The organism is Streptomyces novaecaesareae (assembly GCF_000716875.1).
In the GTDB taxonomy this organism is placed as follows: Bacteria; Actinomycetota; Actinomycetes; order Streptomycetales; family Streptomycetaceae; genus Kitasatospora; species Kitasatospora novaecaesareae.
Genome location: NZ_JNWQ01000011.1, coordinates 13096 through 36873, shown reverse-complemented (window position 1 = coordinate 36873; position 23778 = coordinate 13096). Strand labels below are relative to the sequence as shown.

Annotated in this window: 23 protein-coding genes; 8 read left to right on the top strand and 15 right to left on the bottom strand. The window is 72.1% G+C overall.

Annotation, left to right across the window (positions count from 1 at the left end; genetic code table 11):
- Window position 1: 1 nt before the first annotated feature.
- The gene (locus tag OP86_RS06280; RefSeq protein WP_030055524.1) at window positions 2-970 is read right to left on the bottom strand and encodes an aldo/keto reductase; all 969 of its coding nucleotides are present in this window, start codon (window positions 968-970) and stop codon (window positions 2-4) included.
- A gap of 17 nt (window positions 971-987) precedes the next feature.
- Window positions 988-1638, bottom strand: a complete 651-nt coding sequence (locus tag OP86_RS06275; RefSeq protein ID WP_078588433.1) for an NADPH-dependent FMN reductase — start codon at window positions 1636-1638, stop codon at window positions 988-990.
- A gap of 137 nt (window positions 1639-1775) precedes the next feature.
- Here OP86_RS06275 and OP86_RS06270 point away from each other — a divergent pair, with 137 nt between their 5' ends.
- Complete coding sequence (locus OP86_RS06270) at window positions 1776-2612, top strand: helix-turn-helix domain-containing protein (protein ID WP_030255335.1); 837 nt, start codon at window positions 1776-1778, stop codon at window positions 2610-2612.
- Window positions 2613-2632: 20 nt separating this feature from the next.
- On the opposite strand, the gene OP86_RS06265 is transcribed toward OP86_RS06270, so the two are convergent.
- Window positions 2633-3526: a LysR family transcriptional regulator gene (locus OP86_RS06265; RefSeq protein ID WP_030055528.1), complete on the bottom strand. Its 894-nt coding sequence runs from the start codon at window positions 3524-3526 to the stop codon at window positions 2633-2635.
- Window positions 3527-3652: 126 nt separating this feature from the next.
- Between OP86_RS06265 and OP86_RS06260 the strand changes: the two genes are divergently transcribed.
- From OP86_RS06260 to OP86_RS34595, 3 genes are all read left to right on the top strand, one after another.
- Window positions 3653-4039: a VOC family protein gene (locus tag OP86_RS06260; protein ID WP_030055529.1), complete on the top strand. Its 387-nt coding sequence runs from the start codon at window positions 3653-3655 to the stop codon at window positions 4037-4039.
- 144 nt (window positions 4040-4183) lie between these two features.
- Complete coding sequence (locus OP86_RS06255; protein ID WP_033331139.1) at window positions 4184-5422, top strand: IS701 family transposase; 1239 nt, start codon at window positions 4184-4186, stop codon at window positions 5420-5422.
- 786 nt (window positions 5423-6208) lie between these two features.
- Window positions 6209-8068, top strand: a complete 1860-nt coding sequence (locus tag OP86_RS34595; protein ID WP_106973343.1) for an ice-binding family protein — start codon at window positions 6209-6211, stop codon at window positions 8066-8068.
- A 215-nt stretch (window positions 8069-8283) separates the two neighbouring features.
- Here OP86_RS34595 and OP86_RS36445 read toward each other — a convergent pair whose 3' ends face one another.
- Window positions 8284-8436 carry a hypothetical protein gene (locus OP86_RS36445; RefSeq protein WP_030055531.1) on the bottom strand — a complete coding sequence of 51 codons (153 nt, stop codon included), beginning with the start codon at window positions 8434-8436 and terminating at the stop codon, window positions 8284-8286.
- A 418-nt stretch (window positions 8437-8854) separates the two neighbouring features.
- Here OP86_RS36445 and OP86_RS06235 point away from each other — a divergent pair, with 418 nt between their 5' ends.
- The gene (locus tag OP86_RS06235) at window positions 8855-9769 is read left to right on the top strand and encodes a DUF6789 family protein (protein WP_157849676.1); all 915 of its coding nucleotides are present in this window, start codon (window positions 8855-8857) and stop codon (window positions 9767-9769) included.
- On the opposite strand, the gene OP86_RS36440 is transcribed toward OP86_RS06235, so the two are convergent.
- The 4 genes from OP86_RS36440 to OP86_RS06220 form a co-directional block, all read right to left on the bottom strand.
- On the bottom strand, window positions 9726-9872 hold the full coding sequence (locus OP86_RS36440; protein WP_157849675.1) for a hypothetical protein: 147 nt from the start codon (window positions 9870-9872) through the stop codon (window positions 9726-9728). The two genes, OP86_RS06235 and OP86_RS36440, sit on opposite strands and share 44 nt — an antisense overlap.
- 112 nt (window positions 9873-9984) lie before the next feature.
- The gene (locus tag OP86_RS33345) at window positions 9985-11433 is read right to left on the bottom strand and encodes a hypothetical protein (protein ID WP_157849674.1); all 1449 of its coding nucleotides are present in this window, start codon (window positions 11431-11433) and stop codon (window positions 9985-9987) included.
- Window positions 11434-11516: 83 nt separating this feature from the next.
- On the bottom strand, window positions 11517-13325 hold the full coding sequence (thiC, locus tag OP86_RS06225; protein ID WP_030055534.1) for a phosphomethylpyrimidine synthase ThiC: 1809 nt from the start codon (window positions 13323-13325) through the stop codon (window positions 11517-11519).
- A 313-nt stretch (window positions 13326-13638) separates the two neighbouring features.
- A complete protein-coding gene (locus tag OP86_RS06220) occupies window positions 13639-13839 on the bottom strand; it encodes a DUF5326 family protein (RefSeq protein ID WP_030055535.1) in 201 nt (66 codons plus the stop codon).
- A gap of 269 nt (window positions 13840-14108) precedes the next feature.
- On the opposite strand from OP86_RS06220, the gene OP86_RS06215 reads away from it, so the two are divergent.
- Entirely contained in the window at window positions 14109-15407 is a 1299-nt protein-coding gene (locus tag OP86_RS06215; protein ID WP_157849673.1) for a hypothetical protein, read from the top strand.
- Window positions 15408-15454: 47 nt separating this feature from the next.
- Here OP86_RS06215 and tenA read toward each other — a convergent pair whose 3' ends face one another.
- Both tenA and OP86_RS06205 read right to left on the bottom strand, forming a co-directional pair.
- Entirely contained in the window at window positions 15455-16153 is a 699-nt protein-coding gene (gene tenA / locus OP86_RS06210; protein ID WP_030055538.1) for a thiaminase II, read from the bottom strand.
- Window positions 16154-16197: 44 nt separating this feature from the next.
- Entirely contained in the window at window positions 16198-16515 is a 318-nt protein-coding gene (locus OP86_RS06205) for a cupin domain-containing protein (protein ID WP_030055539.1), read from the bottom strand.
- A gap of 107 nt (window positions 16516-16622) precedes the next feature.
- Here OP86_RS06205 and OP86_RS06200 point away from each other — a divergent pair, with 107 nt between their 5' ends.
- Window positions 16623-17003, top strand: coding sequence for a phage holin family protein (locus tag OP86_RS06200; RefSeq protein WP_030055540.1), 381 nt, complete (start codon window positions 16623-16625; stop codon window positions 17001-17003).
- Between the two features lie 98 nt (window positions 17004-17101).
- Here OP86_RS06200 and OP86_RS06195 read toward each other — a convergent pair whose 3' ends face one another.
- On the bottom strand, window positions 17102-17521 hold the full coding sequence (locus OP86_RS06195) for an SsgA family sporulation/cell division regulator (protein ID WP_030055541.1): 420 nt from the start codon (window positions 17519-17521) through the stop codon (window positions 17102-17104).
- A 108-nt stretch (window positions 17522-17629) separates the two neighbouring features.
- On the opposite strand from OP86_RS06195, the gene OP86_RS06190 reads away from it, so the two are divergent.
- The gene (locus OP86_RS06190; RefSeq protein ID WP_030055542.1) at window positions 17630-18172 is read left to right on the top strand and encodes an NUDIX domain-containing protein; all 543 of its coding nucleotides are present in this window, start codon (window positions 17630-17632) and stop codon (window positions 18170-18172) included.
- Window positions 18173-18247: 75 nt separating this feature from the next.
- Here the strand turns inward: OP86_RS06190 and OP86_RS06185 are convergent, their stop codons facing one another.
- The 4 genes from OP86_RS06185 to pdhA all read right to left on the bottom strand — a co-directional run bounded on the left by OP86_RS06185 (window position 18248) and on the right by pdhA (window position 23629).
- On the bottom strand, window positions 18248-19675 hold the full coding sequence (locus OP86_RS06185; protein WP_234434771.1) for a globin domain-containing protein: 1428 nt from the start codon (window positions 19673-19675) through the stop codon (window positions 18248-18250).
- Window positions 19676-20094: 419 nt separating this feature from the next.
- Window positions 20095-21441, bottom strand: a complete 1347-nt coding sequence (locus tag OP86_RS06180; RefSeq protein ID WP_030055544.1) for a dihydrolipoamide acetyltransferase family protein — start codon at window positions 21439-21441, stop codon at window positions 20095-20097.
- A gap of 5 nt (window positions 21442-21446) precedes the next feature.
- Entirely contained in the window at window positions 21447-22409 is a 963-nt protein-coding gene (locus OP86_RS06175) for an alpha-ketoacid dehydrogenase subunit beta (protein ID WP_030255323.1), read from the bottom strand.
- 80 nt (window positions 22410-22489) lie between these two features.
- Window positions 22490-23629, bottom strand: coding sequence for a pyruvate dehydrogenase (acetyl-transferring) E1 component subunit alpha (gene pdhA, locus OP86_RS06170; protein WP_030055545.1), 1140 nt, complete (start codon window positions 23627-23629; stop codon window positions 22490-22492).
- Window positions 23630-23778: the final 149 nt, after the last annotated feature.

Sequence of the window (23778 nt, the reverse complement as noted above, 5' to 3'; positions counted from 1 at the left end):
CTCAGAACCCGGTCGGCAGCCGGGGCGTGTACGGGGCCTCCAGCACCGCCGCCTCGGCGTCCGTGAGGCGTAGCCGCAGGGCGGCCGCGGCGTCGTCCAGGTGGCCCGGGCGGGTCGCGCCGACGACCGGGGCGGCGACCACCGGGTTGCGCAGCACCCAGGCGAGCGCGACCTGCGCCATCGGGACACCGCGGGCCTCGGCGACACCCTCGACGGCGTCCACGATCGGCCGGTCGACGTCCCCGAAGAACCGCCGGGCGACCGGGTCCCCGGCCGAGCGGGTGGTCTGCCGCCCGTACGGCCGGGCCAGCCGGCCCGAGGCCAGCGGGCACCACACCAGACTGGCCACCCCCCGGTCGGCGAGCAGCGGGAACATCTCCCGCTCCTCCTCCCGCTGCACCAGGCTGTACTGGTGCTGCATCGAGACGAAGGCCGGGCCGCCGACCCGCTCCGCGGCATGCCCCAGCTCGGCGAACCGCCAGGCCCACATCGAGGAGGCGCCGACGTACCGGACCTTGCCCGCCTCGACCACCTCGCGCAGGGCCGCCACCGTCTCCTCCACCGGGGTCGCCGGGTCGAAGCGGTGCAACTGGAAGAGGTCGATGCGGTCCGTGCCCAGGCGGGCCAGCGACCCGTCGACCTGCTCCAGGATCGCCCGTCGGGACAGCCCGGAGCCGCCCGGGCCGTCATGCATCGGCAGCCCCGCCTTGGTCGCCAGGACGACCTCGTCACGCCGGGCGTAGCGCCGCACGGCCCGGCCGACCAGCTCCTCCGAGGCGCCGCCGCCGTACACGTTGGCGGTGTCCCAGAAGGTGATGCCGAGTTCGACCGCCCGCTGGAAGACCGGCGCGGCCGCCTCCTCGTCCAGGGCCCACGGGTTGTGCCCGCGGCCGGCCCCGCCGAAGCCCATGCAGCCGAGCGCGATCCGGCTGACCTCCAGGTCGGTGCCGCCGAGCTTCACGTACTCCATCTCCGCCGCCCCTCCCGTCACGCCGGGTACGGCTCGGCGGCCCGCGCGTTCTTCAACGCGCCCGCCCACCAGGAGAGCTGGTCGAGCAGGACCTTGGCGTAGCCGGCCGCCTGCGGGTCGTCCGGGCGGCCGTCCGACCAGGCGGTGAAGTAGTTCGGGAAGGCCAGACCGTCCCGGATGGTCACCGCGTGCAGCTCGGTCAGCACGTTCTCCAGGTGCAGGACGGCGTGCCGGCCGCCGGCCGCGCCGCCGTAGCTGACGAAGGCCACCGGCTTGGCCGTCCACTGCGTGAAGTGCCAGTCGATGGCGGCCTTCAGCGAGGCCGGGTAGCTGTGGTTGTACTCCGGCGTGACGACGATGAACGCGTCGGCGCCCTCCAGGGCCTCGGTCAGCTTCGCCATCCCGGCCGGGCGCGGGTAGTCGTCACCAGCGAACTTCGGTGAGGCGGCCGGGAGTTCGAGCGGGAGCTCGACCTCGGCGAGGTCCACCACCGCCACCTCGAAACCACCGTGCGCGGCGGCCTGCTCGGCCACCCACGAGGACACCACCGGGCCGAACCGGCCCTCCCGGACACTGCCGAGGATGATCACCAGCTTGTGCGCGTCGTTCGCCGCGGACTCGTTCTTCACCGCGGACTCGCTGTTCGCCGCGGACTCGTCGTTCGCCATGGCCCCGGCCCTCTCCGTGGAATCGTTCTTCTCCATGGCCACCACTCTCGGCCCGCCCGGCAGGCCCAACCAGGCCGTGCCCAGGCTGGCCCCCACAGGGCCACCCTCCGCGCCGCCGACCGTCGTACGCTCGCCATATGGGCACACCACTGGGGGACTTCATCCGCGCCAAGCGCGACAGCATCCAGCCCGAGACGCTGGGCCTGCCCACCCACGGCCGCCGCCGCTCACCCGGCCTGCGCCGCTCCGACCTCGCCGTCCGCGCCGGGATCAGCGTCGAGTACCTGACCCGGCTGGAACAGGGCCGCGACCGCAACCCCTCCATCGCCGTGGTCAACGCGCTCGCCGACGCCCTCAGCCTCGACCCCGCCGAACGCAACCACCTGCGCTACCTCACCAAGATCACCGGCGGCGGCTGCCCCAGCCACGTCCGCCCGGCCCCGCCCTCCCGCGAGATCCGCGCCACCGTCCGCGAAACCCTGCGGATGCTCGAACCCGGCCTCGCCGCCGTCACCAACCGCCTCGGCGACATCCTCGCCCACACCAGCGGCTACGCCACCGTCCTCGGCGCCGCCGGCCTCCTCGACGACGCCGCCCCCAACCTCACCCGCTACGTCTTCACCCACCCGCGCGCCCGCACCTTCCTCCCCGACTGGGACGACATCGCCGACGAACAGGCCTTCGACCTCTGGCTCGCCCCCTCGGCCGAGGCCTCCGAATGGTTCAGCACCGAACTCGCCCCACTCGCCGGCCCCGACTTCACCCGCCGCCTCGGCAACCACCTCGTGCCCCGCCGCGGCCCGCTCCGGCTCCACCACCCCCAAGGCCCCGAACTCCGCCTCCACCGCGAGACGTTGGACCTCACCGCCGACTCCCAGCAGCTCCTCGTCCTGCTCCCCGCCGACGAGGAGACCGCCTTCCACCTCGGCCGCCTCCTCACCCCGGCCCCGCCCCGCCTCCGCGCCATCTCCTGACCGCGACGCGCCCCACCCCGTCACACCCGATCGCCCCCGGCGGCGTCCACCGCCGCCCGCACGAACGCCAGCACCCGCGCCGACCCGTCGCCCTCCCGCCAGATCGGGCCGCGCTCGATCGGCGGCGCGTCGTGGATCGGCACGTAGGCGATGTCCGGGCGGGGGTAGTAGCGGCGGGAGTGCTCGCCGACGGGCAGCACCCCGCGGCCCAGGGCGACCAGGCTGAGCATCTCGGAGAAGGTCCGGCCGGACGGCCCCTTGGGCACCGGACGGCCGGAGGGGGTGCGGTCGGGGGTGCGGTCGCGCTTGAAGCCCACCGAGGTCTCATCCGGGTACTGCACCACCGGATGGTCCGCCAGCACTTCGAGCGACACCGACCGCTCCGCGGCCAGTGGATGCCCCGCCGCCACCGCCAACACCCGCTGCTCGCTCACCAGGACGGGCCCACGGGCCATCCCGTCGAACGGGTAGGAGGCGATCAGGACGTCGATCGAGCCGTCCACCAGGCTCGCCCGGGAGTTGGAGAGCTGGACCTCCCGAACGTCGACCCGGCAGTCCGGGTGCCGTTCGCCGAACAGCGCGACCGCCCTGAGCAGCACCGGCGCCGTCCACTCCCCGAGGAACGCCACCCGCAGCTCCCCGGTGACGCCCCGGACGGCGTCCTCCGCCCGCCGCAGGGCCGCCGCCATCGCCTCCACCACCGGGACCAGGTCGTCCGCCAACTGCCGCCCCACGGCGGTCAGTCGGACCGACCGGCTGGTCCGCTCGAACAACGGGCCGCCGATCCGGCGCTCCAGCTTCTTCACCACCTGGCTGACCCGCCCGGTGGTCAGGTTCAGCCGCTCGGCGGTCCGGCCGAAGTGCAACTCCTCCACCAGCACGAGGAAGACCTCGATCTCCAGCCGCTCCAGCATCCCGCCCCACCCTACGATCGTTGAATCCGGCTCAACGATCGTAGAGCGATCCCCCGTTGATGGCGGCCTCCGCACGGTGGATCGTTGACCCGTCCCCATCGGTCGCACCGGAGCGGAGCCGATCCCATGCGCGTAGTAGCCCTCGACCACCTGGTCCTCAACGTCGCCGACGTCGAGCGTTCACTGGCCTTCTACACCGGCCTCCTCGGCCTGGAGCCCGTCCGCGTCGACGAATGGCGCGCCGGCAAGGCGTCCTTCCCCTCCGTCCGCGTCACCCCCGAGACCATCATCGACCTGACCCGCGGCACCCGGCACGAGTCCAACGTCGACCACATCTGCCTCACCGTGGAGCCCCTCGACTGGCAGGAGGTCATCGACGCGGGCACCTTCACCGTCCTCGAAGGCCCCGTCCCCCGCTACGGCGCCCGCGGCACCGCCACCTCCGTCTACGTCCGCGACCCGGACGGCAACACCGTCGAACTCCGCTGGTACCCCCAGGACGCCACCAACTGAAAAGCCCGCCGCCCCGGTCCCACAGGGGAGGACCGGGGCGGCACCCCAACGACGTGCAGACGGCTCCGGGCCCGCTGCCTCGGCTAGTAGTACTTCGTTAGGTTGGTTTGATCTTGATGGTCGCGGTGGTGCATGCTGCGGCCTGTGGATCTTGGTGAGGTGGAGAGGCTCCGCGAGCACCTCGGCGACTTCGTGGCCGAGGTCTTCGCGTCGCTCGCGCGCAAGGACCAGCGCCGGCAGGGGGATTGCTACCTGCGTGGGCTGATGCTGGACGGGCGGCGAAAGTCGATCCAGCCGATGGCCGAGCGACTGCCGGACGGGAACATGCAGGCGTTGCAGCAGTTCGTCAGCCAGTCGCCGTGGGACCACACGCCGGTACTGCGGAAGATCGCCGGGAAGATGACCTCCGCCCTCGCGCCGGAGGCGTGGGTGATCGACGACACCTCGTTCCCCAAAGCCGGGGACCAGTCGGTGGCCACCTCGCGGCAGGACTGCGGCGCTCTCGGCAAGCGCTCGCTGTGCCAGGTCGGGGTGAGCATCCATGCCGTCACCGACAAGGCCTCCAGCCCGTTGTCCTGGCGGCTGTTCGTGCCGCCGGACTGGGACGACCGCGACGACGACCGCAGGCGACGCACCGGCCTGCCGCCGGAGGTCGGGCACGTCGAGAAGTGGCGGCTGGCCATCGACGCTCTCGAAGAGTTGATCTCCTGGGGGCTCGCCCCGCAGGTCGTGGTCGCCGACGCGGGCTACGGCCAGTCGGCGGCCTTCCGCCATGCCCTGCGCTCGCGCGATCTGGACTACATCGTGGCGGTGCGCGGGGACGAGACCGCGCACCGCCACGACGCGGAGCCCGAGGCACCCGCCTACGGCGGCGCCGGCCGCAGGACACTGCCCCGCTACCGCACCGACTCCGTCGCCCTGCACGAGCTCGCCGCCGCGGGCGGGCGCCGGGCGTTTCGGCAGGTCACCTGGCGCCAGGGCAGCCGCGGGGCGATGCGCTCAAGGTTCCGTGTCCTGCAGGTGCGGCCCGCGGGGAAGATCCCCCGGGCCCTCGCCGCCGCAGACGCAGGCGGCGGTGCCTCCTGGGACGGCGTTCTGCCGGCCGAGACCCTCCTGGTCGAATGGCCATCGGACGCGAACGCACCCACCGAGTACTGGCTCACCAGCCTGCCGCCCGACACCGCGATCCGCCGCCTCGTGCGCCTGGCGAAGATCCGCTGGCGCATCGAGCACGACTACCGCGAGATGAAGCACGGCCTGGGCCTGGACCACTTCGAGGGTCGCACCTGGCGCGGCTGGCACCACCACGTCACCCTGGTCACCGCCGCCCACGCCTTCCTCACCCTCCGGCGCCTCGACCCAAAAGTCGAGGCGCCGGCCTGACGTTCTACCGAGTCCTCGACGCCATCCAGGACCTGATACGAGCCTGGACCGGCGAATGCCCCACCTGCCACCGAGAGTTACCCACCACACGCCGACCCGAGCGCACGAGACCACTTCAGACCTAACGAAGTACTACTAGGGCCTGTCCGGCAAGATCCGCCGGACAGGCCCTAAGAACAGGCGACAACGTTCGGCCACGGTGCCGGCGTTGCCTTCGGGCGCCGCGAGTAGCCCGCCGTGCGGATTCGTTGGGTCATTCATATTCGGGCCAACGAATCCGTCCACCGGGCGATACGTCACTTCACCACCCTGGACGCGGCCAAGAGGAGAAACGGTACTGCCAAGGCGTGAGCAGCGTCTCGGGGAGGGTTGCGGTGGCGGTCGGATTGACGGGCTCCGCCGAGAGCCAAGCCGGGTTCCGTCGGCATGGCAGGACCCGAGGGGCCATCCGAAGCCGACGCCGACGGCCTTGTACGCGACACCGAGTGCGTAGGCAAACGACACGCCGAAGCAAGGTGAAATATGCCCCATTGGCGCCAGCGCGTCACCCTTTTGCATCTTTATCATTCTTTCCTTTTTAAGTTGCTGTTGCACGGTGTACTGAGTTGGTGACGGTGCATCACCACCCCTGGCCGGCTGCCGCTCCGCGGCCCCTCCTGGGGATGACGCCCGTGGCGCCCTGGCGCATGCACGAGGGCTTGTGGTCCGACCAGAACTCACCATCGGCGCTCCGAATCCTCTTTCCGAGTGACGGAGCTCAACGGCGACAAGAAAGGGTCCTGTCCTATGGCAGTCGATGCCATTCCGCCCGCCCCACCTGACAGAGGGCGTAAACGCTCCCGACTCACGGGGTCACTCGTCCTGCTGTCCGGACTGACGTTGCTCGCGACGGCGGGTCTGGTCGCGAGCCCGGCGCACGCCGCACAGGCGCCGGTGACGCTGGGGACCGACACCAGCTACGCGGTCCTGGGCGCCTCAACGGTCACCAACACCGGCCCCAGCGTGATCAACGGGGACCTGGGCCTCAGCCCGGGCACCAGCGTGACGGGCTTTCTACCCGGGACCGTGAACGGAGTCCAGCACGTCAACGACGCCCAGGCCGCACAGGCCCAGTCCGACCTGGTCATCGCCTACAACGACGCCGCAGGCCGGGCCCCCACGGCCAGCCTGACGTCTCCGGGCGACATCGGCGGCCTGACACTGACGCCCGGCGTCTACAAGGCGACGTCGTCTCTGAACCTCACCGGGACCGTCACTCTCGACGCCCTGGGCGATCCCAACGCCGTCTTCATCTTCCAGATCGCCTCCACCTTGATCACGGCCCCGTCGGCCGTCGTCAGCCTGGTCAACGGGGCGCAGCCCTGCAATGTGTTCTGGCAGGTGGGCAGCTCCGCCACCATCGACGTCAGCTCATTCTTCAAGGGCAACATCCTGGCCTTGACGTCCATCACGGTGAACCACGCCTCGGTGATCGAAGGCCGCGCCCTGGCACGCACGGGCGCCGTCACGCTGGACGACAACACCATCACCAGGGCGGCCTGCACCGTCGGCCCGCCCGGACCGAGCGGTCCGGCAGGTCCGAGCGGTCCGGCAGGTCCGAGCGGTCCGGCAGGTCCCAGTGGGCCCGCCGGCCCGCCCGGCTCTCCCGGTGCTCCTGGTGCGCCCGGCCCCAACGGTGCTTCCGGCGTGGCCGGTGCTCCGGGTGCTCCTGGTGCGCCCGGCCCCAACGGCGCTCCCGGCGCCCCCGGCTCCCCCGGTGCTCCCGGCCCCAACGGCGCTCCCGGGGCTCCCGGGGCTCCCGGCTCCCCGGGTGCCGCCGGCCCCAACGGCGCTCCCGGGGCTCCCGGTGCTCCCGGTGCCCCCGGTGCCCCCGGTGCCCCCGGTCCCAACGGCGCTCCGGGGGCTCCTGGCGCCCCTGGTGCTCCCGGTCCCAACGGCGCTCCTGGCGTGCCCGGCGCGCCTGGCTCCCCGGGCGCCCCGGGGCCTAATGGCGCCCCTGGAGCTCCTGGTGCCAATGGTTCACCCGGTGCCAACGGACTCCCTGGCGCCAACGGTTCACCCGGTGCCAACGGACTCCCTGGCGCCAACGGCTCACCCGGCGCCAACGGCTCACCCGGTGCCAACGGCTCGCCCGGTGCCAACGGACTCCCTGGCGCCAACGGCTCGCCCGGTGCCAACGGACTCCCTGGCGCCAACGGTTCACCCGGTGCCAACGGCTCACCCGGCGCCAACGGCTCACCCGGCGCCAACGGCTCGCCCGGCGCGCCTGGGCCCGCTGGACCCGCTGGACCCGCTGGACCCGCAGGGCCCGCAGGACCACCCCAGTCTCCCGGCGGTCACGGCGGCCAGGGGCACGGCGGTCACGAGCAAGGTGGTCACGGAAGCGACCAGGGCAACCACGGCAACGTGCCGGGCGGTCACAACCAGGGCGGCGGCCCCGTTCAGGGCGGTCACAACCAGGGCGGCGGCCCCGTTCAGGGCGGTCCCGTTCAGCACCCGAAGGGGTCGGAGCAGGCACTCGCCGCCACCGGCGCGAGCGGATCGATCGGCATCGTGATCGGCTCGGCCGTGGCCATCGCCCTGGGCGGTGGACTCGTCATCCTCGTGAAGCGAAGCGGCCGAACCGCAGCCCGCCGACGGCACTAGCCCCAGTAAGGGGACGCCCAGGATGACGCCCAGAAGGCTCCGTTGAGGTACGTCGTCGACAGCCGGTCACTGCTCGCGGTGCCGGCGGCGGATCTCACCGCGACGGCCGAGGAATGACCGGAGCCGATCGTGACCACCTGGAACGCCTGACAACGTCTGAGCGCACCGGCCCGCGACTCCCCCCTCGGGACGCGGGCCGGTGCAGTCGCTGGTGGTCAGTCCGCCAGCGGGAGGTAGACCCGGTTGCCCTGGGCGGCGAACTCGGCCGACTTCTCGGCCATGCCCGCCAGGACCTCGGCGTCGAAGTCGGTCGGTACGGCGCTGGAACCGTCGCCGTGCTCGTCCCGGATCTTTTGCGAGATCTTCATCGACGACAACTTCAGCCCGAAGCCAGCACCTTGGTCCCTGGCAGCCATAGCTTGCCAGCCGGCAAGTCAGCTCCGTGGCTCAGCACCAGCGGGTGAGCGGGGCCACGCTCAGGGATACCGGTCAGACGCGAGGACGGAAACAAGCCGACAGTCCAACACCCCGCCCGATCACCGCTAGTAGCGAAGTCGTGGCGAGAATTGACGGAACGGACCGACTGTCGAGCCTTTCCCTCTCGGGAGAGTTCACCTATCGTGATTAGTGAGGCGATTCCCCCACCGCAAAGGTAGTCCGCTCGACCTGCTGGTATCCCGACGCGGGGAGAGGCAGCGGTACAGCGGGCGGGGCGCCAGTGCGCGCGATGAGCGCCCGATCTCGCATCCCGGCATCGGATTGCGCAGGCAGCGCGGAAGTATGCCAATGCCAATCAACCCGAGCAAACCTGCTGTCACGGAGCGGCAACGCACGGCGAGTTCGTCGCGTGCTCCGGGCCTCGGCTCCGCAGCGCTACAGGGAGTCCTCCTGTGCTTCCTGTTCTGCACGGGTGCGCTGCCAGTGCTCGCCATTCCCCTGAGCCTGGCCGGGTTGATCACCCTGCACATGGCGGCGGACGACGTGATCATCCCGCTCTGGGGTGCCGCACTGACGCTGCTGCTGCTGTGCTGGAGGACTCCTGTGTCGAGGGCGGCGCGTGCGGGGTTCCTCGGTGGGCTCGTTGCGGTCACCGCCTATGACATGCTGCGTCTGCCGTTCATCCTGGTGGGCGGTTGGCGCGACTTCATACCGAGGCTCGGTGAGTGGATCACCGGCTCCAACAGGCCGAATGCCGTGATCGGTTACTTGTGGCGCTACGTCGGTGACGGCGGGGGCATTGGCATGGCTTTCGCCCTGTTCTGCCTGGTCCTCGGTATCCGTCGCCGCCTGGTGCTCTTCGGCCTCAGCTACGGAGTCTTCGTGTGGTCCGGGCTCATCGGCACGCTGCTCTTCGTGCCGCACGCACAGGCATTGCTCTTCCGACTCACCCCGGCGACCGTGGTCGTCAGTCTGGCCGGCCACCTCGTCTATGGCAGCGTGCTGGGCTGGACCATCAAGTGGTCCGACAGAGGCTACCGAGTGTTGGAGGGCTTGCCCCTGAAGCCGACCACGACCCACGGCTCGGCGATCCGGTCCGGACAGCACCGGCGATCGTCCCGTCCGGGCCAGCCGGATCCCCCGGCTCCACACGACCGCCACGCAGGACATACCGCCCCGGGGAGCACCCGCCTCCCGGGGCGGTGCCTCTCTGGGCGCGTCAGTCGGCCAGCGGGAGGTAGACCCGGTTGCCCTGGACCTTGAACTCGTAGGACATGGCCTTCATGCCCTCGACCGCTTCCTCGTCGTACTCCGGCGAAGCCTTCCCCTGGCCGAACTGCTCATTGATGCTTTTGCTGATCTTCATCGACGACAACTTCAGTCCGAAACCAGCACATCGCGTCTGAATGCGCCGACGTGATGCCTTCTGGGCGGCATCGGGGCGCGGCTCGGGGACGGCTCGGCGTGCCGTGGCAGGGTCAGCGCCGCGGGTAGACGAGGACGGGGCCGATGCCGGTGTCGGTGCCGAAGACCGCGGCGTCCGCACCGATCAGGTCCGGGACGAGTGTCCCGGCCGGGAGCGCGGATGCCTGGCCGGTGGCCAGGACGACCGAGGTCGGTGTATCGCTCAGGCCGCCGGTGTTCTGGTCGGGTGTCTTGGCGTTGCCGTACGCCGTTCCGTCCTTGTCCACCGTGGTCAGTTGAACGGGGTTGCGGGCGCCGGTCGCCTCGAAGCAGTAGCCCTTCTTCGCCTGCAGGTCGAAGACCGCGAAGTCGGCGATCAGGTAGCGGCCGTCGGACGACAGTCGGGGCGTGGCCTTCTTCCCCGTGCACTCGACCGTGGCGAGCACTTGGCCGGTCCCGCCGTCGTGCACGGCCCAGACGGACCTGTCGTTGTCGTGCCCGGTGGACGGCCACGCGGCCACGACATGGCCATCGGGTGATCCGTAGGCCGTCACTGTGCTGGAGCCCACGATGGCGCTCGCCCCTGCGGGTACCACGTCGCCGCTGAACCAGCCGCCGAGCGCCCAGAAGGCGCCCCGGCCCTGAACCAGCGGACCGGCCGGGGTCAGCGCTGTGACGCCCGTACTGGTGTTGCAGGAGCCGAAGGCCAGCTCGCAGGGCTTGGGGGCGTTCAGGGCGGCGTTGTTCCGGTCGTACGTGGTGACCTGGCCCGAGAGCACGTCCACCACGGCCGTGGACCGGCCCAGTTGCACCTCGGTGAGGCCGCCGTCGCGCTGAACGCCGTAACCGGTGGCCTTGTCCGGAACCGTGGTCTCCTTGACCGGCGCCGCCTCACCGCTGGACGCCGTGTCGTACGCGGCAAGCCGTGTGACGCCGCTCGCCCGGTTCACACCGTCCCCGCCTTCGGTACCCGTGACCGCGAGGACCGCGTATTCCTTACCGGCCTTGTGCGTGACGAACACCATGGCGTCGGCGTCCAGGCTGTCGCGCGTGGGATTCGCGACCGGCTTGCTCCGCCAGCGGATCGCGCCGGTCTTCGCGTCGTAGGCGAGGACGCTCGCGGTCTTCTTGTCCTCGGAGATCGAACGGAACAGGATCAGTCCCGCGTCGGATGCGACAGCCGGACCACGCAGGTTCCCGTCCTTGCCCGCCTCGACCTCCCATCCCCTTGTACTGTCGAACGCCGCCGGAATCGGTTTGGCCGGCGCGGCAGACCGGGACGGCACGGCAGCCGAGGTCTGCGTCCGGGACTCCTTGGGATCACCTGGAACCGACGAACCTCCACACGCGGTGAGTGAGAGTGCCGCGAGCGTCACGAACGCTCCCGCCTTCGCCGCTGATCTGACCATGCGCTTCCCCCAAAACCAGCTCTGCACAGCCACTATGACGGTACGACAGGTTTCCCATTTCCAGCACGGAGAACCGTCCCACCATGGCAGCACCCGGCCGCCCGCCTCGTCCACGGGATTTCGGGTGCCCGGAGGCAGCCCCGGAAACAGCGGAGCGCCGCCCCGAGGTGATCGGGGCGGCGCTCAGGTGTCCTGGGTCAGTCGGCCATCGGCAGGTAGACCTTGTTGCCGTGGGCCTTGAACTCCTCGGACATGGCCTTCATGCCCTCGACAGCCGTCTCGTCGTACTCCGGCGAGGCCTGGCCGTTGCCGAACTTCTCATTGATGCTTTTGCTGATCTTCATCGAGCAGAACTTCGGCCCGCACATGGAGCAGAAGTGCGCCGTCTTCGCGGGCTCGGCGGGGAGGGTCTCGTCGTGGAACTCGCGGGCGGTCTCCGGGTCGAGGGCCAGGTTGAACTGGTCCTCCCAGCGGAACTCGAAGCGGGCGTCGGAGAGGGCGTCGTCCCACTCCTGCGCGCCGGGGTGGCCCTTGGCGAGGTCGGCGGCGTGGGCGGCGATCTTGTAGGTGATCACGCCGGTCTTGACGTCGTCCCGGTTGGGCAGGCCCAGGTGCTCCTTGGGCGTGACGTAGCAGAGCATCGCGGTGCCCCACCAGGCGATCATCGCGGCGCCGATGCCCGAGGTGATGTGGTCGTAGCCGGGGGCGACGTCCGTGGTGAGCGGGCCGAGGGTGTAGAACGGCGCCTCGTCGCAGATCTCCTTCTGGAGATCCATGTTCTCCTTGATCTTGTGCATCGGGACGTGGCCCGGGCCCTCGATCATCACCTGGACGTCGCGCTCGCGGGCGATCCGGCCGAGCTCGCCGAGGGTCTGCAGCTCGGCGAACTGCGCCTCGTCGTTGGCGTCCGCGATCGAGCCGGGGCGCAGGCCGTCACCGAGGGAGAAGGTGACGTCGTAGGCGGCGAGGATGTCGCAGAGTTCCTCGAAGTTGGTGTAGAGGAAGTTCTCCTTGTGGTGCGCCAGGCACCACGCGGCCATGATCGAGCCGCCGCGCGAGACGATGCCGGTCTTGCGGCGCGCGGTGAGCGGGACGTAGCGCAGCAGCACGCCGGCGTGGACGGTCATGTAGTCGACGCCCTGCTCGCACTGCTCGATGATGGTGTCCCGGTAGACCTCCCAGCTCAGCTCCTCGGCCTTGCCGTCCACCTTCTCCAGGGCCTGGTAGAGCGGCACGGTGCCGATCGGCACGGGGGAGTTGCGCAGGATCCACTCGCGGGTGGTGTGGATGTTGCGGCCGGTGGAGAGGTCCATGACGGTGTCGGCGCCCCAGCGGGTGGCCCAGGTCATCTTCTCCACCTCCTCCTCGATCGAGGAGGTGACGGCGGAGTTGCCGATGTTGGCGTTGATCTTCACCAGGAAGTTGGTGCCGATGATGGCCGGCTCCACCTCGGGGTGGTTCACGTTGACCGGGATCACGGCCCGGCCGCGGGCCACCTCGGCGCGCACGAACTCGGGCGCGAGGCCCTCGCGGAGCGCCACGAACTCCATCTCCGGCGTCACCACGCCCCGCTTGGCGTAGGCGAGTTGGGTGACGGCGGCGCCACCGCGGCCGCGCAGCGGGCGGCGCGGGCGGCCGGGGAAGACGGCGTCGAGGTTGCGCAGGTTGCCGCCGCGCGGCGAGGTGTGCTTGATCCCGTCGTCCTCGGGGCGCGGCTCGCGGCCGTCGTACTCCTCGACGTCGCCGCGCTGCCGGATCCAGGCGTCGCGCAGCGGGGCCAGGCCGCGGCGCACGTCGGGCTCGTACGACGGGTCCGTGTACGGGCCGGAGGTGTCGTACAGCGGGACGGTCCTGCCGTTGGTGAGCAGCACCTCGCGGTACGGAACGCGCAGGTCGGGGCGGGATCCCTCGCGGTAGGCCTTGCGCCACGCCGGGGTCGGGTACCCGGTGCGCTCGCTGCTGGGGGCGCTCTGGGCAGACTGCGGCTGTGCTTCGAACGTGGTCATCTGACCTCTACTCCCTACGCCGGCATTACCCGGTCCAGGTTCCTGCGGTCGACGCAGCCGTCGGTCCGTCCGTCGACGTCCCGGTCAGCGCCCTCTCAGCCCGGTGCTCCGAGCTCCCGCGTCGCAGGCGGTGTTGCCTGCACATGACGCCCAACACCGTAGCGAGCCGATAGCCGCAGGTCCAGAGCGGGTCCCCGCCCGGATCCCCGCCCGGAACGCGTCGGCCCGAGGACCGGCCGAGACGCCGGGAACGGCCGAGGCCCGGCTTCCCGTGGTGGGGGCCGGGCCTCAGGGCGGCGGTTCGGGGAGGAGGTCAGCTCCTGGCGGCCTTCTTCACCAGGATCACGACGGCGGCCGCGATGCCGACCACCACCAGCAGCTTGAGCACGATGCCCAGCAGTGCGCCGACGACGCCGAAGACGAAGGCGACGATGTTCCAGGCCAGCACCAGGACCAGCACCGGGATGACGATGTTGCGCACCCACGAGGGCAGCGACTTCCAGAGCTCAGCCATGTCCGTTCCTCTTCTCCCCAAGGGTCGGCCGCCGTCCGGTGCCGCATCCCGCTTGCTTTCGGTACGTCGATCGTACGGTGACGCGAGTGCCGGAACGAGGGCCAACGGCCCGGAGAGAACCCCGAGATCACCCGGAGCCGACCCCCCGGGGTGACCCCCGAGAATTCGCCCGGCGGCGTGCAACCCCCGGCCGTCCCGAACGTCCAACTAGTGCCGGAGGAAGGCCCGTTCGGCAAAAACGACCCGGGGGGAACGCGATCATGCGAGCCATGCGAGCCAGAACAGCCGTGTCCCTAGCCGCCCTGGCGGCCCTCACCCTCACTACCCCGGCCCTCGCCGCCGGCCAGGCCCCCGCCGCCGGCCGGGGCGCCGCGGCCGCGAGCTCGGCCGCGGACCTCACCGCGCCGGCCGGCTTCCGCGGGATGTCCCCGTACCGGGTCCTGGACACCCGGGACTACAACCGGGTCCCGACGCACAACCGGTTCGGGCCGCTCGGGGCCGGCGAGTACTACAGCACCCCGCTGGCAGCCCGCTGCGCCAACCACCCCCCGGCGACCTGCGAGGCCGTGGTGCCGACCGACGTCACGGCCGTGGTGGTCAACGTCACCGTGACCGACCCGACCACCGACGGCTACGTCTCGCTCGGTGCCGCCAACGGCACACCCGGCACCGCGCCCGCCACCTCCAGCGTCAACTTCAAGGCCGGCCAGACCGTCTCCAACCTGGTCACCGTCGCGGTCGGCCCGGTCGTGCGGGGCGCCCCGTGGATCAGCGTCTACAACAACTGGGGCACCGCCAACGTCGTCCTCGACCTGGTCGGCTACTACCGGCCCGCGGCGACCGACAAGTACGGCCCGCTGGCCCCGACCCGGATCGCCGACAGCCGGGTCGACGGCACCGGCCGGCTCGGCGGCGACGCCGTGCGCTCGTTCCAGGTCGCCCGCCCCGAGCTGGGCACCGCGGACGCCACCGAGGTGGTCCTCAACGTCACCGCCACCGACGGCTCGTGGGACAGCTTCCTGACGGCGTACCCGAGCGGCTCGCCGCTGCCCGCCGCCGGGTCGAACGTCAACTTCCCGGCGGGGTCGACCGTCGCGAACCAGGTCGTGGTGCCGGTCGGTGTCGACGGCTGGATCGACCTCTACAACCACGCCGGCTGGGTGCACGTCATCGTCGACGTCGTCGGCTACTACGGCCCCTCCGGCAAGGGGCTGTTCAGCGCGCTCAGGACGCCCGTCCGCAGCCTCGACACCCGGGTCACCGGCACGAAGCTCCAGCAGTGGGCGACCACGCAGGTGCCGGTCGTCCCCTCGGACGGCTCCGTCCCGAACGTCATGGGCGTCGAGGCCAACGTCACGGTCACCGACGTCACCGAGTCCGGCCACCTCACGGTGTTCCCGGGCCCGGGCCTGCCGCCGACCACCTCCACCGTGAACGTCGCGCCCGGGCAGACCACCGCCAACTCGGTGACCACCAGGGTGGCCGGCGACGGCACCTACTCCGTCTACAACCACGGCGCCCCGGTGGACGTGATCGCCGACCTGACCGGCTACTTCACCACCGGCTGAGCAGGCGGACGCCGCCCGGCGCGCCCGGCTCAGGCTCGGGCTCAGGCTCAGACCGGCCAGCGCTCGCCGCGCCAGGCGGCGTCCCAGAACATCCACTCGTAGCGCGAGGTGGTCACGAAGTGCTCGACCACCTTGCGGCGCTCGGCCGGGGAGATCTCCTCGCCGAGCCGGTCGGTGAGGGCCAGCACCCGGCGCACCACGGACTGGAAGGCCTCGTCGCCGTAGGTGGCGATCCACTTGGTGTAGAGCGGGTCGGGCGAGCCCTGGGCGAGCAGCGCCTCGCCGACCCGGGCGTAGATCCAGTAGCAGGGCAGCACCGCGCCGACGGCCTCGGCGAAGGAGCCGCCGTGGACGGTGGCCAGCAGGTAGCTGGTGTAGGCCCGGGTGGTGGGCAGCACCGGTTCGGCGGCGGCCTGCTCGGCGGTGCCGCCGAAGGCGGTCATGAACTCGGCGTGCATGCCCTGCTCGGCGGCCAGCGCGCCGATCGCGTCGTCGGCGAAGGCCCGGACGTCCGCCTCGGTGGGCGCCTTGGCGGCGCAGACGGCGAGGGCGCGGGCGTAGTCGCGCAGGTAGTGCGAGTCCTGGACGACGAAGTGGCGGAAGGCCTCGCGGGGCAGGGTGCCGTCGGTGAGGCCGTGGATGAAGGGGTGGGCGAGGATCTCGGCGTGGATCGACTCGATCGAGGCCCAGAGTTCCTCGGTGAGGCTGGGGCTGGGGCTGGGACTGGAACCGGGGCTGCTGGTCATGCGGACGACCCTAAGCGAGCACCCCGGACGCCCGGGCCGGGCACTCAGTCCTCGGGCGGGGAGAACACCACCAGGACCCGCAGTTCCTCGGTGACGTGGTGGAACCGGTGCGGGGTCCCGGCCGGGACGTACACGACGGTGCCGCGCCCGACGGTCGCGGTCTCGGCGCCGACGGTCAGCTCGGCCCGGCCGCTGATCACCTGGTAGAGCTCGTCCTGGTCGTGCGCGGTCTGCGGGTCGGTGTTGCCGGGGGCGAGCGCGTACAGGCCGGCGGACATCCGCGGTTCGCGCAGGAACCGCAGGTAGGCACCGTCGTTGGCCGCGCGCTCGGCGTCCAGTTCGTCCAGCCGGAACAGCTTCACCGTCGCCGTCCTCCCTCGTCCGTCCACCTCCGGGACCACGGGCATTCAACACCAACCTGCCCTGTGGTGGTTCCGCTGGGCCGTGCTGCCTGCCAGGCTTGGGCGGCATGAAGGGTTTCGTCATCAAGACACTGATCAACGCGGCGGCCATCTGGGTCGCCGCCTGGATCGTCAGCGGCATCCAACTCGCCCAGGGCAAGGCCGACTGGCAGCACAAGGCACTGACCGTCCTCGGCGTCGCCGTCGTGTTCGGCATCGTGAACTGGCTGATCAAGCCGGTGGTCAAGCTGTTCTCGTTCCCGCTGTTCATCCTCACACTGGGGCTGATCACCTTCGTGATCAACGCCCTGATGCTGCTGCTGACCTCGTGGGCGTCCGGGAAGCTGTCACTGGACTTCCACGTGACCAACTTCGGCGCCGCACTGGTCGGTTCGCTGATCATCAGCCTGGTGGCCTGGGGCCTGCACCTGGCCCTGGACGACGACTGACGGCCGTCGTGCCCGCCCGCGCGAGGGGCCCGTACCCGGTGGAACAGCCGGGTACGGGCCCCTTCGCCTTGCCAGCGCTCCCCTTGCCGCCGTTCCCCTTACCGCCGTACGTCTCCGAGGATGTCCGCGAGCTCGGCGTCGAGTTCCCGGGCGGCGAGCTCCTGCCCCATCGGCACCAGCCGGTCGGTGCGCGCCAGGAAGGCGATCAGCGGCGCGGACGAGGCCCGCAGCAGTGCCTCGCCGGCGGGGGAGCGCAGCAGGATGCGGACCTCCGGGCGGTCCCCGCCGACCGGGTGGATGTGGACGTCGCCCTCGCCGGCGGGCCCGCCGATCCCGTCGAGCAGCAGCTCCCGCGCGAAGAACCAGGTGACCGGCGCGTCGCCGGGCAGGTGGAAGCTGAACCGGACGGCGTACGGATCGTCGGCCTCGTACGCCAGGTCCGCCAGGATGCGGAGGGAGAGCTCCTGCGAGACCACGAGGCCCATCACCAGGTGGCCCTGGACTGTGCTGTGCTGCATGGCACCAGTACCTCTCGTTCCGGCTCGGCCTTTCGGTACATTCCCCGTGTTTCGACCTTTTCCCCGCGCGGGAGACTCCCGCACAACGCTCCAGCCCCGGAGGTGTCCATGGGCCCCGAGAACCGAACCCCGCCACCGCGTCCGGTGGTCAAGCGCACCGCGCGGGCGATCCTGCTGGAGCTGGACCCGGACGATCCGTACGGCCCGGCCTCGATCGTGCTGATCCGGCGGGTCCGCCCGGGCGCGCCGCACCCGTACTGGATCACGCCCGGCGGCGGGGTGGAGCGGGGCGACCGCACGGTGGTCGAGGCACTGCACCGCGAGGTGGACGAGGAGCTCGGCGGCAAGGTCGTGGACGTGGTGCCCGCCTTCGTCGACACCATCAGCCACACGCACCACGACGACGGCACCCTGCTGCACCCGCACGGGGTCAAGGTGCAGCACTTCTTCGTCTGCCGGCTGGCCTCGATGGACCTCAGCCGGCGGCACGGGCCGGAGGTGACGGAGCCCAACGGGGAGTACGAGGTGGTGCGGCTGCCGTTCACCCGGGAGGGGGTCACCTCGGTCAACGTGGTCCCGCCCCGGCTGCGGGCGTACCTGGCGGCCAACATCGAGGGCATCCGCGCACTGCTCGCGCCCGACCTGGGGTGACCGACCGGTTTACAGCCGGCCGACCTCTGCCGACCGGCCGCCCCCTGACGACCACGTGGGACGGGGCCCACGTGGTCACCCGGCGGCCAGGTCGCCGACCAGGTCGTGCCGGATCCGCTCGGCCGGCACCCCCGACCGCAGCAGCACCCCGACGCCCCGGCGCACCATCGCCGGCGGCCCGCTGAGCACCGCCTCGCGCCCCGCCCAGGGGCCGAACCGGCCCACCACCTCCGGCAGTTCGCCGGTCAGCGCGCCCTCGGCCGGGCCGCCGCCGGACAGCACCGGGCGCACCGTCAGCCAGGGGTGGGCCCGGGCCAGCTCGCGCAGCCCGTCCAGCTCGTACAGGTCGGCGGCGCGGCGGGCGCCGTAGAACACCTCGACGCGGCGGCCGGGCGTACCGTACGCGGCGGCCTCCTCGACCAGTGCGCGGATCGGCGCGATGCCGGTGCCGCCGCCGAGGCAGAGCAGGTCCGGGCCGGCGGCGTGGTCGACGGTCATCGCTCCGGAGGCCGGCCCCAGCCGCAGCACGTCCCCGGGCGCGGCCCGGTGGACCAGCGCGTTGCTCACCCAGCCCGCCTGGACGGCCTTGACGTGGAAGGCCAGCAGCCCGTCCGGCCGGGGCGCGGAGGCGAAGGAGTAGTGCCGCCACACCCGCGGCCACCAGGGCGTTTCCAGGCTGGTGTACTGCCCGGCCCGGAACGGGTACGCCTGGTCCGGGCGGACGGTGATCACCGCGACGTCCCGGGTGCGGCGCTCGTGGCGGACGATCTCGCCCTGCCACCAGGGCGGCGAGGTGCGGGCGGCCTCCTCCGCGGCCTCGATCATGATCGAGGAGATCAGCCGGTAGGCGCGGCGCCAGGCCAGCTCGGTGTCGGCGTCCCAGCGGCCGCCCGCGTACCGGGCCAGCGCCTGCACCAGGCACTCCCCCACCGGGGCGTAGTGGCCGGTCAGCGTGCCGTACCGGCGGTGGCCGCAGCCGAGCGCGCTCAGCCCGGCGCGCAGGGCGACCGGGTCCTCGGCGCCGCGCGCGGCACCCAGCAGGGCGCGGAACAGCCGGTCGCGCTGGACGTCCATGGCGGCGGGGAAGAGCGAGCGGACCTCGGGATGGTGCAGGAAGAGCAGGGCGTAGAAGTGCGCGGTGGCCCGGTCGGCGACCGGCTCGACGACGGCGAGGCTGGCCCGGATCAGCTCGATGTCCCGTGCGGTGAGCGGCAGTTCGACCTCGGGTACGGCGGCTGCGGCCGGTTGGACGGCGGGGAGCGCGGGGGCCGGGTGGCCCTCGGTGGGCGGCTGCAGCGCCCAGGCGTCGCTCCAACTGTCGCCGGGTCCGGCCCAGTTGAGGCCGGGTGCGTCGGTGAACAGCGGCCGGAAGGCGGGCGAGGTGCCGGTGCCCGAGGCCGGCTCGGGGTAGCTCGGCGCGGGGTGGCTCGGCGCGGGTACGGCCGGCGGCTCGGACGGCATGGCCGGAACCACCGGGTGGACGGGCTCCGGACCGGGAGCCACGGGCGGCAGCACCTCCGTCGGCGCCTCCGCCGGAGTTGTCGGCGGCGCGTCCGCCGGAGCCGTCGGCGGCAGGTCCGGCGGGTCCAACGGCCTCGGCGGCCCCGGGATCCCCGGCAGGCCCGGCACGGAGGCGGCCCCCGCCGAGCCGTGCCCGGTGCGGACCAGAAGTGTTCTGCGGGACTTCACCGCTACGTTTCGAGTACCCAAGAGAATCGTTTCGCCTCCGGCCGGCCTGCGCCACCACCTGGCTTGTCTCTGCTGACGCCTAGGCAGCGTGGCACGCCCGAACTGCTCATCCGACAAATCGCGCGAAGCCCGGACACCCGGCCCGGGAACGCGCTACTCTCACTCGATCGCGGTTGCCCTGAGTGGCCCCCCGTCCACCCAGGGCAACCGCGTCCTGCTCACGGCAGGTCCGCTCAGAGCTGCCGCAGCAGCATGCCCGGCTGCTCCACGCAGTCCGCGACGAAGCGCAGGAAGCCGCCCGCCGTACCGCCGTCGCAGACCCGGTGGTCGAAGGTGAACGACAGCTGCGTCACCTCGCGCACCGCCAACTCCCCGCCGTGCACCCACGGTTTGGCGACGATCCGGCCGACCCCGAGCATCGCCGCCTCGGGGTGGTTGAGGATCGGGGTGGAGCCGTCCACACCGAACACCCCGTAGTTGTTCAACGTGAAGGTGCCGCCGGTCAGTTCGGCCGGGGTGAGCGAGCCGCTGCGCGCCGCCTCGGTCAACCGGCCGAGCTCCTCGCCGAGTTGCTCGGTGCTGCGGGCCTGCGCGTCCCGTACCACCGGGACGACCAGGCCGCGCTCGCCCTGCGCGGCGAAGCCCAGGTGCACCGCCGCGTGCCGGACGATGCCCGAACCGTCCTCGGTCACCGAGGAGTTGAGCTCGGGGAAGCGCGCCAGCGCGACCGTGCAGATCCGCGCCAGCAGCGCCAGAACGCTCACCTTCGGCCCCGGCGTGGCGTTCAACTGCCGCCGCAGCGCCATCAGTTCGGTCGCGTCGGCATCCACCCAGCAGGTCGCGGCCGGGATCTCCCGGTGGCTGCGGCTGAGCTTCTCGGCCACCGCCTTGCGCAGCCCGCGCAGCGGGACGACACCCTCCTGGACGGCCGCCGAAGGAGCCGCGGCGGGCACGGCAACCGACGCGGCCGTCGGAGTGGCCACCTTGGCCGCGACCGCCCGTTCGACGTCCGCCCGCATGATCAGCCCGTCCGGCCCGCTCCCGGTGAGCGCGGCCAGGTCGACCCCCTGCTCCCGGGCCAGCCGCCGCACCAACGGCGAGATCACCGGCAGCACGGCCGGCCCGGCGGCACCCGCCACCACCGCAGGCGCCACCGCGACCGGCGCAGCGGGCGCAACCGGAGCGACCGCCCCCGAAGCCGCACCCGCACCGACCCGGCGCCGCCGCCCGCCCTTCCCCGTCTCCGCGACGCCGTACCCGACCAGCGGCCGCTCCACGGTCTCGCCCAGCGAGGACGAGGGCCCGTCCGACCCTCTCTCCGCCGAAGCCGGAGCCCCGGCCACCGCGACCGTCACCAGCGGCGCGCCCACGGCGATCTCCTCGCCCTCCTCGCCGTAGCGCGCGGTGACCACCCCGCCGTACGGGCAGGGCACCTCCACCACGGCCTTGGCGGTCTCCACCTCCACCACCGGCTGGTCGACCGCGATCACCTCGCCGACCTCGACCATCCAGCGCACCACCTCGGCCCCGGTGAGTCCCTCACCGAGGTCGGGCAGCCGGAACTCCCGCACGACGGGCATCATGCTCAGTCCTCCCACTGCAGCCGGGCGACCGCGTCCAGGATCCGGTCCACCCCGGGCAGGTGGTGGTGCTCCAGCATCGGCGGCGGGTACGGGATGTCGAAGCCGGTCACCCGCAGCACGGGCGCGGCCAGGTGGTGGAAGCAGCGCTCGGTGACCCGCGCGGCGATCTCCGCGCCGGCGCCGCCGAAGCCGCTCGCCTCGTGCACCACCACGGCCCGGCCGATCGAGCGCACCACCCGGCAGACCGTCTCGTCGTCGAACGGCACCAGGGTGCGCAGGTCCAGCACCGCGAGGTCCCAGCCCTCGGCCTTCGCCGTCTCGGCCGCCTCCAGGCAGACCGGCAGCGAGGGTCCGTAGGTGATCAGCACGGCGGACGTCCCGGTGCGCCGCAGCACGGCCCGGCCGATCGGCTCGACCGGCACCGCCGGGTCGAACCCGTCCTTGCCCCAGTAGAGCCGCTTGGGCTCCAGGAAGACCACCGGGTCGTCGGAGGCGATCGAGGCCCGCAGCAGCCCGTACGCGTCGGCCACCGTCGCGGGCGTGACCACGTGCAGGCCGGGGGTGCTGGTGTAGTACGCCTCGGAGGCGTCGCTGTGGTGCTCGACCCCGCCGATGCCGCCGCCGTACGGGACGCGGACGGTGATCGGCAGCGGGAGCCGGCCCGCCGTACGGTTGCGCATCTTGGCGACGTGCGAGAACAGCTGCTCCAGCGCCGGGTAGGCGAAGGCGTCGAACTGCATCTCGACCACCGGGCGCAGCCCGTACATCGCCATGCCGACCGCGGTGCCGAGGATGCCGGCCTCGGCGAGCGGGGTGTCCAGGCAGCGGTCCCGGCCGAACTCGGCGGTCAGCCCGTCGGTGATCCGGAAGACGCCGCCGAGCGCGCCGACGTCCTCGCCGAGCACGTGCACCGCCGGGTCCTCGCGCATGGCGTCCCGCAGCGCGGAGTTGAGCGCCTGCGCCATCGACGCGGTGCGGACACCGGAGGGGTGCCGCGCAGCGGCTCGGCCAAGGGTGGGGGTGGGCGACGGGTGGGAGGTCGACATCAGTGCTGCACCTCGGCCTCGGCGGCCAGCTCGGCGGACAACTGGGCGGCCTGCTCCCGCAGTTGCGGGGTCGGCTCGGCGTAGACGTGGGCAAACAGCGACATCGGGTCGAGCTCCGGGTCGGCGTGGAACTCGGCGCGCATCCGGGCCGCCAGCGCCTCCGCCTCGTCCGCCGCCTCCTGCACCAGCACGTCGTCCAGGACGCCCAGTCCGCGCAGCGCGCGCTCCATCAGCAGGATCGGGTCGTGCTCCCGCCAGGCGTCGACCTCGGGCTCGGTGCGGTAGCGGGTGGCGTCGTCGGCGTTGGTGTGCGCCTCGATCCGGTAGGTCAGCGCCTCGACCAGGGTCGGGCCGCCGCCGCTGCGGGCCCGCTCGACGGCCTCGGTGAGCACCGAGTGCACGGCGGGCGCGTCGTTGCCGTCCACCAGCCGGCCCGGCATGCCGTAGCCGACGGCCTTGTGGGCCAGGCTGGGCGCGGCGGACTGCGCGCTGAGCGGGACGGAGATCGCGTAGCCGTTGTTCTGCACCAGGAAGACCACCGGGGCGTTGAGCACGGCCGCGAAGTTCAGCGCCTCGTGGAAGTCGCCCTCGCTGGTGCCGCCGTCGCCGAGCATCGCCAGCGCGACGGCCGGCTCGCCGCTCAGCCGGGCGGCGTGCGCCAGCCCGACGGCGTGCGGGGCCTGGGTGGCGAGCGGGGTGCTGAGCGGGGCGGTCCGGCTGGCGCGCGGGTCGTAGCCGGTGTGGGCGTTGCCGCGCAGCAGGGTCAGCGCCTCCAGCGGGTCCACGCCCCGGGAGACCACGGCGAGGGTGTCGCGGTAGCTGGGGAAGAGCCAGTCGCGCTCGCCGAGCACCAGCGCGGCGGCGATCTGGCAGGCCTCCTGGCCGGTGGAGGCCGGGTAGACGGCGAGGCGGCCCTGCTTGGTCAGGGTGGTGGCCTGCTGGTTGTACCGGCGGCCGACGACCAGGCGCCGGTAGAGCTCGCGCAGCAGCGCCGGGTCGTACTTCTCCAGCGCAGGGGTGCCGAGCACCCGGACGGGGGAGGGGTCCGGCAGGAGCGGGGCCGGGTCGGTGCGCGGAGCGGTGGCCCCGGGCAGCCAACCGGGCACATCCGTGTGGTGTCTGTGGTCGAGAACGGTCATCTCGGGGCACCTCCAGGGGTCGCGGGGGCTCCCTACCGATTGTTCGGTCGTCTGTTCATCTTGACCAGAAGCGTGACAAGGTGGTGGACATTCGGCCTGAGCGACGGTCGACTGGTGGCAGTGCGTCCAATCGGTGAGGGTGGGGGGTC